Source organism: Caulobacter segnis (assembly GCF_031454995.1).
GTDB lineage: Bacteria > Pseudomonadota > Alphaproteobacteria > Caulobacterales > Caulobacteraceae > Caulobacter > Caulobacter segnis_E.
This window is the reverse complement of sequence record NZ_JAVDRV010000003.1, coordinates 156,598-173,246: the sequence shown is the minus strand read 5'-3', so window position 1 is coordinate 173,246 and position 16,649 is coordinate 156,598. Positions and strand designations below refer to the sequence as shown.

10 protein-coding genes and 1 pseudogene are annotated in these 16,649 nt (G+C 66.7%); 7 read left to right on the top strand and 4 right to left on the bottom strand.

What is annotated here, in order from left to right; translation table 11 throughout:
* Positions 1-40: 40 nt before the first annotated feature.
* Complete coding sequence (gene ggt / locus J2728_RS13050; RefSeq protein WP_309999739.1) at positions 41-1,777, top strand: gamma-glutamyltransferase; 1,737 nt, start codon at positions 41-43, stop codon at positions 1,775-1,777.
* Positions 1,778-2,506: 729 nt separating this feature from the next.
* On the opposite strand, the pseudogene J2728_RS13045 reads toward ggt, so the two are convergent.
* The 3 genes and pseudogenes from J2728_RS13045 to J2728_RS13035 form a co-directional block, all read right to left on the bottom strand.
* Positions 2,507-5,363 (bottom strand): annotated as a pseudogene (locus J2728_RS13045) (M14 family metallopeptidase).
* Between the two features lie 177 nt (positions 5,364-5,540).
* Positions 5,541-8,390: a TonB-dependent receptor gene (locus J2728_RS13040; protein WP_309999737.1), complete on the bottom strand. Its 2,850-nt coding sequence runs from the start codon at positions 8,388-8,390 to the stop codon at positions 5,541-5,543.
* 431 nt (positions 8,391-8,821) lie between these two features.
* Complete coding sequence (locus tag J2728_RS13035) at positions 8,822-9,583, bottom strand: FadR/GntR family transcriptional regulator (RefSeq protein WP_309999735.1); 762 nt, start codon at positions 9,581-9,583, stop codon at positions 8,822-8,824.
* Between the two features lie 155 nt (positions 9,584-9,738).
* Here J2728_RS13035 and manD point away from each other — a divergent pair, with 155 nt between their 5' ends.
* Positions 9,739-10,950, top strand: a complete 1,212-nt coding sequence (gene manD, locus J2728_RS13030) for a D-mannonate dehydratase ManD (RefSeq protein ID WP_309999733.1) — start codon at positions 9,739-9,741, stop codon at positions 10,948-10,950.
* A gap of 58 nt (positions 10,951-11,008) precedes the next feature.
* Here the strand turns inward: manD and J2728_RS13025 are convergent, their stop codons facing one another.
* Positions 11,009-11,398, bottom strand: a complete 390-nt coding sequence (locus J2728_RS13025; RefSeq protein ID WP_309999730.1) for a VOC family protein — start codon at positions 11,396-11,398, stop codon at positions 11,009-11,011.
* Positions 11,399-11,750: 352 nt separating this feature from the next.
* On the opposite strand from J2728_RS13025, the gene J2728_RS13020 reads away from it, so the two are divergent.
* The 5 genes from J2728_RS13020 to J2728_RS13000 all read left to right on the top strand — a co-directional run bounded on the left by J2728_RS13020 (position 11,751) and on the right by J2728_RS13000 (position 16,545).
* Positions 11,751-12,002 carry a hypothetical protein gene (locus J2728_RS13020; RefSeq protein ID WP_309999728.1) on the top strand — a complete coding sequence of 84 codons (252 nt, stop codon included), beginning with the start codon at positions 11,751-11,753 and terminating at the stop codon, positions 12,000-12,002.
* Positions 12,003-12,033: 31 nt separating this feature from the next.
* Positions 12,034-12,549, top strand: a complete 516-nt coding sequence (locus tag J2728_RS13015; protein WP_309999727.1) for a low affinity iron permease family protein — start codon at positions 12,034-12,036, stop codon at positions 12,547-12,549.
* Positions 12,550-12,719: 170 nt separating this feature from the next.
* Positions 12,720-13,955 (top strand): MFS transporter, encoded by a 1,236-nt coding sequence (locus J2728_RS13010; RefSeq protein ID WP_310000108.1) that lies wholly within the window; start codon positions 12,720-12,722, stop codon positions 13,953-13,955.
* Entirely contained in the window at positions 13,952-15,580 is a 1,629-nt protein-coding gene (locus tag J2728_RS13005; RefSeq protein WP_309999726.1) for a glycoside hydrolase family 43 protein, read from the top strand. Before J2728_RS13010 ends, J2728_RS13005 begins: the two co-directional genes overlap by 4 nt.
* Before the next feature lie 77 nt (positions 15,581-15,657).
* On the top strand, positions 15,658-16,545 hold the full coding sequence (locus tag J2728_RS13000) for a TauD/TfdA dioxygenase family protein (RefSeq protein WP_309999725.1): 888 nt from the start codon (positions 15,658-15,660) through the stop codon (positions 16,543-16,545).
* Positions 16,546-16,649 lie beyond the last annotated feature (104 nt).

Sequence of the window (16,649 nt, the reverse complement as noted above, 5' to 3'; positions counted from 1 at the left end):
GGAAGTCGGTCGTGACTGTTCGCGCGCGCACGAGGCCGCCATGTCCTTCTTCCGGTTCGTTTCCGCCAGTTTGGCGGCCCTGGCCGTCGCGGCCGCGCCGATCGCCTCGAGCGAAGCTTGGGCGCAGAAGAAGCAGCTTCTGGAGTATCCCAGCATCCACTCGCCGGTCGTCGGCGAGAAGGGCATGGTGGTCAGCCAGAACACGATCGCCACCAAGGTCGGCGCCGACATCCTGCGCCAGGGCGGCAACGCCGTGGACGCGGCGGTGGCCACCGCCTTCGCCCTGGCCGTGACCCTGCCGCGCGCGGGCAATATCGGCGGCGACGGCTTCATGATGGTCCATCTGGCCAAGACGGGCGAGACCATCTTCATCGACTATCGCGGCGTCGCGCCCAAGGTCGCCAAGCTCGACACCTTCGTCGACCAGGACGGCAAGGAAATCGACGACGTCGCCTCCAAGGGCTATCGCGCCCCGACCGTGCCTGGCACCGTGGCGGGCCTCTTCCTGGCCCACCAGAAGTACGGCCGCCTGCCGTGGAAAACCTTGGTCGAGCCGGCCTATCGCCTGGCCGCCGACGGCGTCGCGCTCTCGCCCGACGAAGCCTTCGTGTTCAGCTGGGGCAAGCAGCGCCTGTCCGAGAGCGAGGCGGGCCAGCGGGCTTTCTACAAACCCGGCGGGACGCTCTACCGCGCGGGCGAGACCCTGAAGCAGCCGGACCTGGCCTGGTCGCTGCGCCAGATCGCCGACAAGGGCGCGGACGCCTTCTATCGCGGGGAGATCGCCCAGCGCTTCGCCGCCGACATGAAGGCCCATGGCGGCCTGATCACCCTGGATGACCTGGCCTCGTACAAGGCCGTGATCCGCGAACCGCTGGTCGGGAGCTATCGCGGCCTGACGGTCATGACATCGCCGCCCGCCAGCGCCGGCGGGGCGACGCTGCTCGAGATGCTGAACATCCTGGAGACCTTCGACCTGAAGGCCTCGGGACTGGGCTCGGCCAAGACGCTGCACCTGCAGGCCGAGGCCATGAAGATGGCCTATGCCGACCGCTCGCGGTACCTGGGCGACACCGATTTCGTGAAGGTCCCGCTGGGCGGCTTCGCTTCGAAGGCCTACGGCGCCGAGCGCGCCAAGCGGATCAACCCGGACAAGGCCACCCCCGCCAAGGACCTGGGCGTCGGCGATCCCTGGGCGTTCGAGAGCCACAACACCACCCACTTCTCGGTGGCCGACGCCGAGGGCAACGCGGTGTCGAACACCTACACCCTGGGCGCCGACTTCGGCTCGGGCGTGATGGTGACGGGCGCGGGCTTCGTCCTGAACAACCAGATGAACAACTACGCCCACGAGGCCGCCTGGCGGTCCCGGAAGGCCGGCAAGCCGCTGCCGCCCAACGCCCTGGAGCCGGGCAAGCGCGTGCTGTCGACCATGATGCCGACCATGATCTTCAAGGACGGCAAGCCTTGGCTGATCACCGGCACGCCCGGCGGCGCCACCATCATCGACACGGTGTTGCAGGTCATCGTCAACACCGTCGACTTCAAGCTGAACGTGGCCGAGGCGACGCACCAGCCGCGCATCTTCCAGGACGCCAGCGACAACCTGCGCGTCGAGCCGAACTTCAATCCAGACACGGTGGCCCTGCTCAAAGCGATGGGCCACCCGATATCCTCGGACGAGACCATGGGCTCCGCTCAGTCGATCATGATCGACAATGGCCTCTTCCTGGGCGGCGCGGATCCGCGTCGACCCGGGGCCGAGGCGGTCGCGCCCTAGGCGGCGATCTCCCACCCGCACCCTGGGACGCGATCACGGCGCCGGAGCTGCCCCTCCGGCGCCGAATTCGTATGGGGATTTGAGGCGTATCAAGGTTGGTCCCGACAGGCGGGCGCAACGTCTCCTCAGGCTCTTCTGTTTGCGGTCCAGACAGAAGCCTACCGCCGGTCGGCGTCATCGCCAGTTCGACGCCGGGCGGCGGCGCTTCGGGGCCGTGCCCCCTAGGGGTCTCGAAGCTAAATCGGCGCCGGAATCGCATCCGGCGCCGATCTTGTTTTTGGGGCGCCGTCGCTCCGAGGGCGGGCCGTCATGCGCGAGCGCCAGAAGCAGGCATGCCAAAGGGCTGATCGGGGTGGTGAACGGACACTCAAAATCCCTCTCTCATGGAGAGAGGGAGGGGCCCGCGCCGTAGGCGTGGGAGGGTGAGAGGGTAGGCGAAGCCCGTGGACAATCCTGGCGTGGTTGAGAGCGATGTGCCGGCACGCCGGCCGAGGGCGTAACCACTCACCCTCCCAAGCTTCGCTTGGGCCCCTCCCTCTCTCTAAGAGAGAGGGTTTTCGCGAAAGTCCGCTCAGGGGCGAAGTAAGACCTGAATCCCTCCCCCTTGATGGGGGAGGGTAGGGTGGGGGTGATGCGGCGGTGGAAGCCGCGTTAGGGCTGGCCTCGGCAGGTCACACCCATCCCCGGCCCTTCCCCCATCAAGGGGGAAGGGAGGTATTTGCCAGCCTCCTACTTCCCGCTGACCGCCGGCCCGTACAGCAGCCCGTTGAACAGGAACTTGAACGTGCCCCACGACTGGGCGCGCTGGGTGATCTCGGGGCCGAAGACGAAGATCTTGCCCTTGCCCAGGTCGATGTCGAGCATGGCGGTCGAGCCGTTCAGTTTCTCCTGGCCGACGGCCCAGCCGCTGCGCAGCGGCTTGTCGGTGTCGAACCAGGCCACGCGCGAGACGCCCTTGACGTCGGGCTTCACGGTGAACGCCGGGCTGCGGTCGAAGAAGACGTCCACCTGATCGCCCGCGCCGTAGGCCAGGGGCTGCTTGGGATCGACCTTGGCCCGCAGGACCGAGCCGGGGATGTAGAGCTCGCGGTTCGAGAGGGCCTTCAGCTGGCCGTTCTCGGTCTTGGCGGTGGCCACTTCGACCGGCGCGCCGAGCGCCGTGGCCAGGCGCGTCGAGGCGCCGATCGCCACCACCGAGCCGCCGCCCTTCACGAACTCGGCGATCTTGGGCAGGGTCTTGTCGTCGGTGATCCGGCCCAGCCAGGCGCGGTATTCCGCCGGGATCTCCTCGGGCTTGGGCTGCGCGCCCGCGCGGCCGGCTCGGAAGGGCCCGCCTTGCGGCGCCGGTACGACGCCGTCGGGGAAGACCAGGACGTCGAAGTCCTTCTTGATGTTCCCGGCGTCCAGCCGCTGGGGATAGACGACCTGGAACGGCGCCTCGAACTGCTCGAACATCCAGCGGTTCCAGCCCGAGGGCATCGAGCCGCCATAGACGTCGACGAGGCCGATGCGGATGGGCTTCAGCGCGATGGTCGCCCCGGCGGGCTTGCCGGCGACCGCGTAGGCGTCGATCCCCAGCTCCTTCACGCCCTTCTCGATCACCGCCTTGGCGGCGGGCGAGGCGGGGACGAAGATCGCGCCGGGGCCAAAGGCGACACTGTTCCCCTCGGGGCCGGCCTTGGCGCCGTCCTTGACCCACTGGACCTTGGCGCCGGCCTTCAGCAGGCGGTTGGTCAGGGTGAAGCTGGCGTTGGTCTCGTGGCCGATCAGCCAGCCGGCGCTTCCCGAGCCCTTCACCGCGCCCGGCGCGACCTTGATCAGGTCGGGCACGCGGCGGGTCGGGGCCTCTAAGCCGTCCAGGACGCGGTCGAACTTGATCCCCATCTGGTAGGCCAGGGTGTAGCCGGTGACGTCGTACGGGGCCTTGGGCGGGCCGCCCGGATATTCGAGGTCATGCGGGTGATCCTGCGGCTCGAACATGTCGAGGACATGCGGGCGATAGGCCTGGGCCGTGCGCACGACGTAGGAGCCCGCCGGATAGGTCTTGCCCGCGATCGTGAAGGCCTTGTCGGCCTTGTCGACGTCGACGCCGGTCTTGATCAGCGCGTTGAGGAAGGCCACGACCGTGGGCATGTCGGCTTGGTCGGCCGGGATGACGTAGGCGCGCGGATCGCGGGCCTCCGGCGTTTGCAGCACCGTCTTGAAGAGGCTGGGATCGATCGCCGCGCCATAGGGGCCCGGTTTGCCCTTGCCGGCGGCGGCCAGGGCCTCGACGCGGGTCGGGGTGATCGTCCAGCTGTCGGTCGAGCCGCGCTTGATGCTGTTGTCGCCCATCTTCCAGATGTTGAAGAGCAGGCGCTCGCGGTTGCGGGCGGCGTAGTCGATAACCGCCAGGTTCATGGTCATCTGGTAGTCCAGGGAGTCCTGGAGGCGCCAGACGCGCGGGGCGATCGGGGCCGGGCGGTCGTTGTTGGGCAGCTGCAGGTCCGGCACCAGATTGACCGTCGTCGGGGTCGGGCCGCCGATGATCTCGGTCAGAAGGCCGATGGCGTTGTGGAAGTAGGAGACCGACCGCACCATGCCGTTGTGCCAGGTGGAATAGGGCGCGGCGCTGCGCGCCCCCGAGCCCGGCTTGTCCTCGGCGACCAGCCGGCTGTGCATGGCCATGCCGACTTCCTGCAGCTGGGTCATGACCAGCGGGTCGTAGTTGAAGTTGAACGGGTCGCGGAACGGCGGAACGAACACCACCATGCCGTTGGGGCCGGTCTGGTGCTGGTTGAAGATGATCTGCGGATACCACTCGCGGAACAGCTGCTTGTTCACGTTGGTGGTCTCGGCCATGGCCGACATGAAGCTGTCGCGGTTGTTATCGTGGCCGACGTACTTCTGATAGAGGCGCGGCAGGGAGTTGAACTCGCGCGTCTTCGGATCCTGGTTGCGCATGTACCAGTCGCTGACCAGCTCCATGCCGTCGGGATTGTCGTGCGCGAACAGGATCACGCAGTCGTCCAGCAGGCGCAGCGTCTCGGGATCCTTGGCCGTCAGCATGCGGTGGAGAACCTGGATCTGGCCCTGCGAGGTGATGGTCTCGGTGGCGTGCAGGCCCGCGTCGATCCAGACGACCGCCTTGCCTTCCGCCGCGAGCTTTTCGGCCTCTTCCTTCGAGACGCCCTCGGCCTTGGCCAGCTTGCGCGAGATCTCCTTCAGGCGATCCAGCTTGGCCAGGTTGGCGGGCGAGGAGACGACCGCCATCCACTGGGTGCGGCCCTCCTCGGTCTTGCCGATGTCGACCAGCTTCATCCGGTCGGATTGGCCGGCCAGCATCTTCAGATAGGCCTCGTAGGCGGTGTAGTCGGCCAGGAAGTAGTCGCTGCCGATCGGCTGGGCGAACGCCTTTTCGGGCGGGGTGACGTCGGCGGCGATCGCCGCTCCGATCCCGCTTAGAGCCAACACCACGCCAAGGGCCGCCCCGGCCATCGCACCGCCACGCGTCATCGCATCACCCCGTAAGCCCTTCGGTCGCCGACAGCGGCGCCGCTTCTCTTAAGACTGACGGAGCTGGATCGGATTTCCGCATCCCGAGCAACGGTTGGGCGCGCCCATTTTTTCGAGGCCGGCTCCATGCAAGAAAAAGGGGCCGTCCTCGCGGACGACCCCTCCATCTCATCGGGCCATACTGGCGGCCCGTACGCGAGATCTCGTTGGCGTGGCGCGTGATGGCCGCCGGAACCGGCGACCACCTCCGGCTATCACGCCCGCCGGCCTAGTACTTCACGCGCATGCCCACGCGGAAGTAGCGGCCCACGATGCCCGATTGCGAATAGGTCGGGTTCCAGTTCACGCCGGCGTAGTTGGCCGGGTTGAACATCGGGCCGGCGTCGAACAGGTTCATCACGTCGGCATAGACCGTGGCCTTGTCGGTGACGTCGTAGGCGCCGGTCAGGTCGACGGTCGTGAACGACTTGATGCGGCAGTTGAAGTCCGTATCGCCGTACAGGCAGCCTTCCTGATAGCTGTCGTCGCCCTGGCGCATGCCGCTGACGTAGCTCATCACGCCCGTGACGCGGATCGGGCCACGCTCGAAGGTGTTGGTCCACTGCAGGCGGTTCTTCGGCGTGCCGGCGCCCGACGACAGGACGTAGGGGGCTTCGGTCCCGACGTAGTCGTAGGTGTTTCCGTCCTGGGTGTAGCGGTAGTCGAAGATGGTCGTGGCTTCGACATTGGTCGTCCACTTCACGTCGGCCGGCAGGAAGAACGAGGCCTGGACGTTCAGGTCCAGACCGCTGGTCACCAGCGAGTCGGCGTTGATGTAGGGCGAGGCGACCGACAGCACGCGGGGCAGGGCGGTCGGGTGCTCCGGATCCACCGCGTCAGGCGTGACCACGTAGCCGGCCGGGATGGCCTGACCGGCGTAGTAGGCGGCCAGGGCCGTTCCCGCGCTGGCCTGGGCGATCACGTCGGTCTTCTTGATGTGGTAGTAGTCCAGCGAGACGCTGAACGTCCGCGTGGGGGCCCACACCGCGCCGAAGGTGTAGCTGGTCGACTTCTCCGGCTTCAGGTCCGGATTGGCCGTGGTGATCGACGAGAGCGAGTAGGCCTTGGTGTACTCGTTGTTGCCGTGGGCTTCGCGGAAGGCGGCGTATTGGTCGCCCCTGAACGAGAACGTCGTGAAGCCCTGGCTGGCCGAGTTGCCGGCTTCCGAGAAGCTGGGCGCGCGGAAGCCCTTCGAGACGGTGCCACGCAGTGCCAGCGACTTGATGGGCGTGTACTTGACGCCGAGCTTCGGGGAGAAGTTGTCGCCGAAGTCCGAATAGTGGTCGTAGCGGCCCGAGAGGTTCACCTCGACCTGATTCAGCACCGGCAGGCCCAGCTCCGCGAAGGCCGAGGCGACCGTGCGGTTGCCCTGGGTGCGGGCGTTGCCCAGCCCTTGCGCGTCGTTGACCGGGTTCAGGGCCGGGTCGTTGGTGGCCTCGTAGCGGAACTCGCCGCCGACGCCCAGTTGAGCGTCGCCGCCCGGCAGGCTGAACAGCGGACGCGACGCCTGGACGTTGATCGAGTCCAGGTCCGAGGTCGAGGTCTTGGCCAGCACCGGCGACAGGGCGGCGCGGACGGCCTGGCTGTTCTTCGACGGGTCGATGAAGTTGTAAGCGCCCGTGTTGATGTCGCTCATCAGCTGCTTGTAGCTGAGGAAGCCGGACTGGGCGCTTTCTAGGTTGGCGTGGGCGATCACCAGGTTGGCCTGGTAGTTCCACTCGGCCGCCATGCCCTTCACGCCGCCGACCATACGGAACATGCGGTTGGTGTAGTTGGCCGAGGCGGGCAGGTCGCTGAAGCGGTACTTGATCAGGGCGTAGTCGCCGCTAGCCGCGAACGGGTTGTTCGGGTTCAGGCGGCGGTCGGCGGCCGTGGCGCAGCTGACGCCCGACGAGCAGACGTAGACCGGCAGCACCAGGTTCGACAGGTTGTTCGGCGTGCTCGACGAGATGCTGACCGGCGTGCCGTTCACCGACGTCTTGCTCTGGACGAAGCTGCCCGAGATGTAGGCCTCGAGGTTGTCGGTCGGCTTGAAGGTGAAGCGGCCGTAGGTGCCGATGCGCGACTGCTTGGGTTGGATGTCGTTGAGGTTGGCGATGTTCTGGGCGCAGTAGCTCCCCATCAGCGCGCCGTCTTCATCGTACTGCGTGGTCAGCGGCGCGTCGGCGGCGCAGGTGCGCAGCGGCTGCCAGACATTGGTCGGCGAGTCGATCGCCAGGCCGGTGGCCAGGTTGCCCGGGGTGGTCAGGGTCGCGCGCTTGACGTTGCCGTAGAAGGTGCTGCCGCCCGTCTGCGGGTTGTCGTTCGAGCCGCCCGGGATCGAGGACAGGTCGTTGGTGTTGAACGGGAAGCCGCGCTGGTTGCCGCGGATGCGCTTGTCCAGCTGGTACTCGACGTCGAAATAGACGTTGTACTTGTCGGTCTCCAGGTCGCCGTGGCCGATGTCGGCGTTAAAGCGGTACTGGTCGCCGCCGCCGTGCTGGCTCGTGCCATACGAGGCGTCGGCGCTCATGCCCTGGTAGTTGGACTTCATGATGATGTTGACGACGCCGCCGATGGCGTCGGCGCCGTACAGCGACGAGGCGCCGTCCTTCAGCGTCTCGATGCGCTCCACCGCGTTGAACGGGATCGAGTTCAGGTCGACGAACGCCTTCTGGCCGTCGTCGGCCAGCGGGTAGTTGGCGTTGCGCAGGCCGTCGATCATCACCAGGGTCGAGTTCACCGACAGGCCGCGCAGCGACACGCCGGTCGAGCCGGCGGCGAAGCCGCTGCCGAAGGCGGCGGGGATCGAGCCCGAGTTGTCGGCCGACAGGCTGCGGATGGCGTCGGCCACCGTCGTGATGCCCTGGGCCTTCAGCTGCTCGCTGGTCTGGACCGTGACGGGCGAGGGGGTGGCGGTGTCGGTGCGGCGCAGCAGCGAGCCGGTGATCACGACGGCGTCGATCTCGTTGTTCTGCTCGGCGGCCGGTTGAGCGGCCGGCGCGGCCGTCTGGGCGTTCGCGGCGAAGCCGGCCAGCGCCGCCACGCCCGCGATCATCGTCGTCGCCAGCAGGCGACCCCGGGTAATCTGGTACTTCATAGTCGATCCTTCCGGGCCGCCCTCGTCGACGCGAACGCCGGCGTCCTCACGGCCCGATGCAAGATGGTTTCCCGTCGCGATCCGGCGGTTGAGGGGCGGCTTAGGAGCCGCGCGGCGAAGCGGTCAATCGCGCGGGATGATCCGTAATATTATTGTCTTGAAACTGTATCTTTCGGGCAACTTGCTTGCCGGATTGAGGTCTGAATGAGTTTTGATAGTTTCTGTTGTGAAACAATTCCGTCAAAATTGATGTGATTTCCGTATAGAAACTGAATAAATGCTGTTCGATGAACGCGAGAATGTGGATCGCTCGCTCGGAGTCGAATTTCAATAAACAAAGTTGCTCAAGTCTATTGTGAAGCTCGCGGCGCAAGGCCTCCGTCCCGCGCGCGGGCGCGCGCCGGTTAACCCGCCTGACTAAGATGGGTGAGCTAGATCGCCGAGCGACGGGCCAGTTCGACGCGGCGGGCGGCCACTTCGCTGCGGGCCCGCTCCAGGGCGTCGATCTCGGTGGCGGTCAGCAGGTTGTCGATGACTCGGCCGAGGTGCTCGCGCATGGCGTTGCGGGCGGCGGCCGGGTCGCGGGCCTTCAGGGCCAGCAGGATTTCCTGGTGATCGTCGATCCGGGGGCGGACGCCGACCTGGCGCGCGCGCTCCAGCATCGCCCGGCACAGCGGCGACTTGTAGCGCTGGTCCCACAGGGTCTCGACGACGCTGACGAGCGCGCTGTTGCGGCTGGCGCGGGCGATCGTGACGTGGAAGCGGCGGTCGGCGCCCTCGCCGCGCACGTCCTTGTCGTTCTCAACGACCATGTCGTCCATGATCGTCGCCAGCTCGAGCAGCTCCTCGTCGGTGATCGTCGCGGCCGCCAGGGCGGCGACCTCGCCCTCGATCAGCCGGCGGGCTTCGGTGAGTTCAAAGGCGCCGATGTCCAGTTCGGGCGCCGAGCCCTGGGCTCGCGGCGCGTCGGTGACATAGACCCCCGAGCCGTGACGGGCCTCGACCAGGCCTTGGATCTCGAGCGCGATCATGGCTTCGCGCACGGTGGGGCGGCTGACCTTGTAGTCCTCCGCCAGATCGCGCTCGGAGGGCAGCCGTTGGCCGGGCTTGTGGACGCCTTCACGAATCGACTCCGCGATCGCGCTGGCCACCTGCTGGTAAAGCTTGCGGGTTTCCGCTGTCGAAGTGGTCATGTCTCTTCAATCCCGTCCCTACGCACCGGACGTTGCAGACTATTGCAAGGGGAGGGGGCGCGCTACCCGACCTTCGTCGACAGGCCTAGCGTCTCGTCTGATAAGTCGCTAAAACTGGTCAGGCCAATTTCCTTCTCACGCTAACGACTAGGTCCATGCTGAAGATCATCGACGCCAAGGTCATCGTGACCTGCCCCGGCCGCAACTTCGTCACCCTGAAGATCACCACCGAGGATGGGGTCACGGGGGTCGGCGACGCCACCCTGAACGGCCGCGAGCTTTCGGTGGTCAGCTTCCTGCAAGATCACATGGTCCCCAGCCTGATCGGCCGCGACGCCCATCAGATCGAGGACATCTGGCAGTTCTTCTATCGCGGCTCGTACTGGCGCGGCGGCCCGGTGGCCATGACCGCCCTGGCCGCCGTCGACATGGCGCTGTGGGACATCAAGGGCAAGGTCGCGGGCCTGCCGGTCTACCAGCTGCTGGGCGGCGCCTGCCGCACGGGCGTCACCGTCTATGGCCACGCCAACGGCGAGACGATCGAAGACACCATCGCCGAGGCCGTGAAGTACAAGGCCATGGGCTACAAGGCCATCCGCCTGCAGACCGGCGTGCCTGGCCTGGCCAGCACCTACGGCGTCTCGGGCGACAAGATGTTCTACGAGCCGGCCGACGGGAACCTGCCGACCGAGAACGTCTGGTCGACCGCCGCCTATCTGAAGCACGTGCCCCAGCTGTTCGAGAAGGCCCGCGAGGTCCTGGGCTGGGACGTTCACCTGCTGCACGACGTCCACCACCGCCTGACCCCGATCGAGGCCGCGCGCCTGGGCAAGGATCTCGAGCCCTACCGCCTGTTCTGGATGGAGGACTCGGTCCCGGCCGAGAACCAGGCCGGCTTCCGCCTGATCCGCCAGCACACCACGACGCCGCTGGCCGTCGGCGAGATCTTCGCCCACGTCTGGGACGCCAAGCAGCTGATCGAAGAGCAACTGATCGACTATCTGCGCGCCACCGTGCTGCACGCCGGCGGCATCACCAACCTGAAGAAGATCGCCGCCTTCGCCGACCTGCACCACGTCAAGACCGGCTGCCACGGCGCGACCGACCTGTCGCCGGTGACCATGGCCGCGGCGCTGCACTTCGACATGTCGATCCCGAACTTCGGCCTGCAGGAGTACATGCGCCACACGCCGGAGACGGACGCCGTCTTCCCGCACGCCTACACCTTCAACGACGGCATGCTGCATCCGGGCGACAAGCCGGGCCTGGGCGTCGACATCGACGAAGAGCTGGCGTCCCAGTACGAGTACAAGCGCGCCTACCTGCCGGTGAACCGCCTGCAGGACGGCACGATGTTCAACTGGTAGGCCAACCGGCCTTCGGAAATTCGGCCGCCGGGGGACCCCTCCGGCGGCCGTTTTCGTCTTAGGCCGGTCCCACGCGGAACGCGCACAGCTTGTTGCCGTCCAGATCCCGGAAATAGGCCGCGTAGAAGGCTTGCGGACCGTCCTCGCCGCGCACGCCGGGCTTGCCCTCGCACTGGCCGCCCAGCGCCAAGGCCTTGGCGTGCAGGGCGTCGACCTTGGCGCGTTCGTCAAGCACCAGCGCGATCATCGTGCCGTTGCCGAAGGTGGCGGCTTGCCCGTCATAGGGCCTGCCCACGCCGAACATCGGCTTGCTCCAGTCCTGGCCCCAGGCGCAGCCGCCCGATGGGAACTCCATCAGCCGCTTGACGCCGATCACGCCGAACAGCGCGTCGTAGAAGGCCTTGGCCTTATCCAGGTCGTTGCCGCCGACCAAGGTGTACCCGATCATCGATATCCCTCCCCGATACAATTCGCCCTGAAGTTGCCGGAGGGCGCCTTGGCGGGCCAGCGAAAAATCACGCTTTCAATGAAAGTGAATCGCAAGCGTGGCTGTGCGTAACTCGGTGGTTATGGCTCGCCTGCGCTCATGGAAATGCTCTAAAAGTCACGTAGTTGTAGCAATACAGCATCTGCAATGTCGGGTTTACGACTTATAGTTCCCGCTTAGGTGGAATTATTTACTCGCGAATTGGGGGCTTGCCTGCTAGTCTAGACCTATCGCCAGAACGATCTTCTCGAGCGCTGGTGGTGAGAGACGAGGCCCAAAGCCTCAGCTCCCGCTCGAACGGCCGGAGCAATCGATGCCTGCTTATATTTTCTATCCCCGTCGCGCGAATGGCGTGTCGCTGACTTTTGTCGCCCAAGCCGCGAAGAACGACGCGGACGCGATGGAAATGGCCGCGGACATCGCGGCGGACCATGACTGCGTCGGCGTTTTCGTCTGGGAGCCATCGTCCACCCCCGAGGGGCTGGATCGCTTCGTCGGCCAGGTCGGCGGCCTGATGGACGAGTCACGCAAGTCCGGCGACCATGGAGCTTCCGCCACGGCTTAAGCGTTACCGGAAGACCCTCGGGAGGTCTTTCGTGGACAAGCTGTTCGCCAAGTTCGCCAACACAACCGCTAGGATCACCGGCAGCCCGCCAGCGTTCCTCGTCTGCGTGGGGCTGGTGTTAGCCTGGGCCATCAGCGGTCCGCTCTTCGGTTTCTCCGAGACCTGGCAGCTGGTGATCAACACGGGCACCACCATCGTCACCTTCCTCATGGTGTTCTTGATCCAAAACACCCAGAACCGTGACGGGATCGCGCTCCAGACCAAGCTCGACGAACTGATCCGCGCCACGACCGACGCGGAGGACGAGTTCATTGGCATCGAGAAGCTGACCGACAAGGAGCTCGAGGCGATGCACGCGCGCTGCAAGGCGCGGGCGGATCGCTCGATGCGCGCCTTGCGACGGGCGGCCGCCGAGAAGGACGCGCGCGCGGCCAGGGCTCCTAGTGGCCGGGCTTCCGCCAAGAGCGGCGGCAAGCGGGCCGCCTCCAACACGGCGCGCGTCGCCAGCCGCGCCAAGGCGCTGAAAGCCGGTCGCGCCGTCGACTGATGCGTGAAGGGTACGACCTCGACGGGCTGGACGTCGGTAGCCTTAGACGGTAGCGGTACCAGAGGGTGAGCGCGTCGGGATGAACGCGCGCCCGATGAGGAAACGCCGCCTTGCCCAAGCTATCCTTTCCGAAACTTCGGGCCCTGCGCTGGTGGATCATCGGCCTGGTCATGCTGGGCGCGATCATCAACTACCTGACGCGCTCGACCATGGGCGTGGCCGCGCCGACGGTGCTGAAGGACCTCGGCATCACGGTGACGGAGTATTCCTGGATCACCGGCGCCTTCCAGCTGGGGATCATGCTGCAGCCGGTCTGCGGCTATGTGCTCGACACTCTGGGCCTGCGCACCGGCTTCGCGGTGTTCGCCGCCGCCTGGTCGATGGCCGCCATGGCGCATGGCCTGGCGTCGAACTGGCAGGGCTTCGCCGTTCTGCGCGGTCTCCTGGGTTTCGCCGAGGGCTCGGCCCAGCCGGCGGGGATGAAGACGGTCGCCACCTGGTTTCCGGCCAAGGAGCGCGGCTTCGCGGGCGGGGTGTTCAACATCGGCGCCTCGGTCGGATCGATGCTGGCGCCGCCGCTGGTGGTCTGGGCGGTGCTGACCTGGAACTGGCGCGCGGCCTTCGTCATGACCGGCGCCCTGGGCCTGGTCTGGCTGGCGCTGTGGCTGTTCTTCTACCGCTCGCCCGACCAGCATCCGTCGATGACCGAGGAGGAGCGCGCGCGGATCGCCGCGGGGCAGGAGACGCACCTGGCCGAGGCTGGCGCCAAGCCCTCGATCCTTTCGATCCTGAAGCAGCGGAAGTTCTGGGGCATCGCCCTGCCGCGCTTCCTGGCCGATCCCACCTGGGGGACCTTGTCGTTCTGGGTGCCGCTCTATCTGTCCCAGACGCGCGGCTTCGACCTCAAGCAAATCGCCATGTTCGCCTGGCTGCCGTTCGTCGCCGCGGACCTGGGTTGCCTGTTCGGTCCGACCGTCGCCAGCTTCCTGCAGGCGCGCGGCGTCTCGCTGATCAACGCCCGCCGCTGGGCGGTTACTCTGGGCGCGGCAATGATGACCGGCATGATCTTCGTTGGTCGGGTCGAGAGCCCCTACGCCGCCATCGCCCTGCTGTGCCTGGGCGGCTTCGCCCACCAGACCCTGTCGGTCACGGTGATCACCATGGCCTCGGACCTCTTCCGCCGCGACGAGGTCGCCACGGTCGCGGGCCTGGCCGGCATGATGGGCAATCTGGGCGTCCTGCTGTTCTCGCTGCTGATTGGCGGGCTGGTGGCCACGATCGGCTATGACCCGTTCTTTGTCGCCCTGGGCGTGCTCGACATCTTGGGCGCCATCATCCTATGGACCTTTATCCGCGACCGCATCGAGCCCAAGGCCGAGCCGGTCAGCCAGATTCCCAATCCGTGAGCTTGTCCGTGATCCGCAATCCCATCCTGCGTGGCTTCAACCCCGATCCCTCGATCGTGCGGGTGGGGGACGACTACTACATCGCCGTTTCGACCTTCGAGTGGTTCCCGGGCGTTCAGATCCACCACTCGCGCGATCTGAAGAACTGGCGCCTGCTGAGCCGGCCTCTGCAACGCGCCAGCCAGGTGAACATGCTGGGCGACCCGGACGGCTGCGGCGTTTGGGCGCCGTGCCTGTCGTACGCCGATGGGCGGTTCTGGCTGATCTACACCGACGTCAAGCGCTATGGCCGCACGACCGTGGGCGGGGCCTCGGGCGCAAGCCTGCGGGACTTCCACAACTACCTCGTCACCTGCGAGACGATCGACGGCGAGTGGTCCGAGCCTGTCCATCTGAACAGCTCGGGCTTCGATCCCTCGCTGTTCCATGACGACGACGGCCGCAAGTGGCTGGTCAACCAGCTGTGGGACCACCGGCCAGGCAAGAGCCGCTTCGCCGGCATCGTCTTGCAAGAGTTCTCGCCCGCCGAGGGCCGCCTGGTCGGCGAGCGCAAGGTGATCTTCGAGGGCACGCCGATCGGCCTGACCGAGGCGCCGCACCTCTACAAGCGCGATGGCTGGTACTACCTGATCACCGCCGAGGGCGGCACGGGCTGGGGTCACGCGGTGACCATGGCCCGCTCGCGGACCATCGAGGGTCCCTATGAGCTTCACCCCGACACCTATCTGCTGACCTCGCGCGACCGCCCGCACGCGCCGCTGCAGCGCGCCGGGCACGCCGACCTCGTGGAGACCGCCGACGGCGAGACCTACGCGGTCTATCTGGTCGGCCGTCCGATCCCGAATCGGGGCCGCTGCACCCTGGGTCGCGAGACGGCGATCCAGAAGGTCGAGTGGGGCCAGGACGGCTGGCCGCGCACCCTGGATGGCTCGGGCGACCCGACGCTGGAGACGCCCGCGCCGAACCTGCCCGAGCATGCCTGGCCCGCCGCGCCCATCCGCGAGGACTTCGACGCGTCGAGCATGCCGATCGACTTCCAGTGGCTGCGAACGCCCTATCCGGCGGAGATCCTTAGCCTGACCGCCAAGCCGGGCTCCTTGCGCCTGTATGGGCGCGAGACGGTCGGCAGCCTGTTCCGCCAGGCCCTGGTCGCTCGCCGCCAGCAGGCGCACTGCTATTCGGCCGCCACGGTGGTGGACTTCGAGCCCGCGCACTTCCAGCAGGCCGCGGGCCTGATCTGCTACTACAACGGCTCCAAGCTGCACTATCTCCACGTCACCCATGACGAGGACATCGGCAAGCATCTGCGGGTCATGACCTGCACGCCCGACAGCCCGCAGTCCGACAGCTTCACCGCCCCGATCAAGCTGGCCGCCGGCCCGGTCGAGCTGCGCGTCGAGGTCGATTTCGAACGCCTGCGCTTCGGCTTCCGCCAGGGCGGCGGCGACTGGACCTGGTTGCCGGAGGTGTTCGACGCCTCGATCCTCTCGGACGAGGCCACCGCGCCCGGCGCGCCGAACTTCACCGGCGCCTTCGTCGGCATGGCCTGTCAGGACATGTCGGGGCAGGGCGCTCCGGCGGACTTCGACTGGTTCGACTACGAGGAACGGGAATACCGACCCTAGAATTTGTGAATTGAGTGAACGCCGTTCACTCGTAGTGTTCTCCCATGCGCCGCCGAAGACGGCCTTGGGAGAACGCCATGAACGCCCCCGTCTCCATTTCCGAACAGGACGCCGCCCTCCACGCCGGACTGACCGTGACCCCCGCCGGCACGGTGCTGGGCGCGGAGATCTCCGGCGTCGACCTGCGCGCGCCCCTGAAGCCCGAGATCGTCGCCGCGATCCGGGCGGCGCTGCTGCGCTACAAGGTCGTGTTCTTCCGCGACCAGGACATCAGCCACGAGGACCACGTCCGCTTCGGGCGCTATTTCGGAGACCTCGAGGGGCATCCGGTGACGGCGCACGTGCCGGGCTTTCCAGAGATCCTGCACATCGAGGCGGCCGATGGCATGAAGCTGCGCGAGGACATCGTCCCGATCGTCCGCGCCGCCAACAAGTGGCACACCGACGTCACCTTCCGCGAAGCGCCCTCGATGGGCGGGGTGCTGCGCATGCGCCAGATGCCGCCGCTGGGCGGGGACACCCTGTTCGCCGATACGGCCGCGATCTACCGCGACCTGCCGCAGACGCTGAAAGACCAGATCGCCGACCTGACGGCCGAGCACGACATCATCCAAAGCTATGGCTACCGGGTCGACGAGGCCAAGCGTCGGGAGCTGCGCGCCGCCTATCCTCCGATGGTCCATCCGGTGGTCCGCACCCATCCGGAAACCGGCGAGAAGCACCTGTTCGTCAACAAGGTCTTCACGACCCGAATCCTCGGCTTGCCCGAGGACGAGGCCAAGGCGCTGCTCAACGAGCTGCTGGACCGGGTGAAGGCCCCGGAATACCAGGTCCGCTTCCGCTGGACCCCGAACGCCATCGTCTTCTGGGATAACCGGGCGACCCAGCACTACGCCGTGCTGGACTACTGGCCCCAGGAGCGCGTCGTGGAGCGGGTCACGATCAAGGGCGACAAGCCCTTCTGACATTTTTGACGGGAAAGAAAAAAACCGGCCGACACGTCCAGAAGACGAGCCGGCCGGCCGAAACAAAAAGGTGTCGGCGCGGTGGGGTGCGCCGAGTGCAAGAT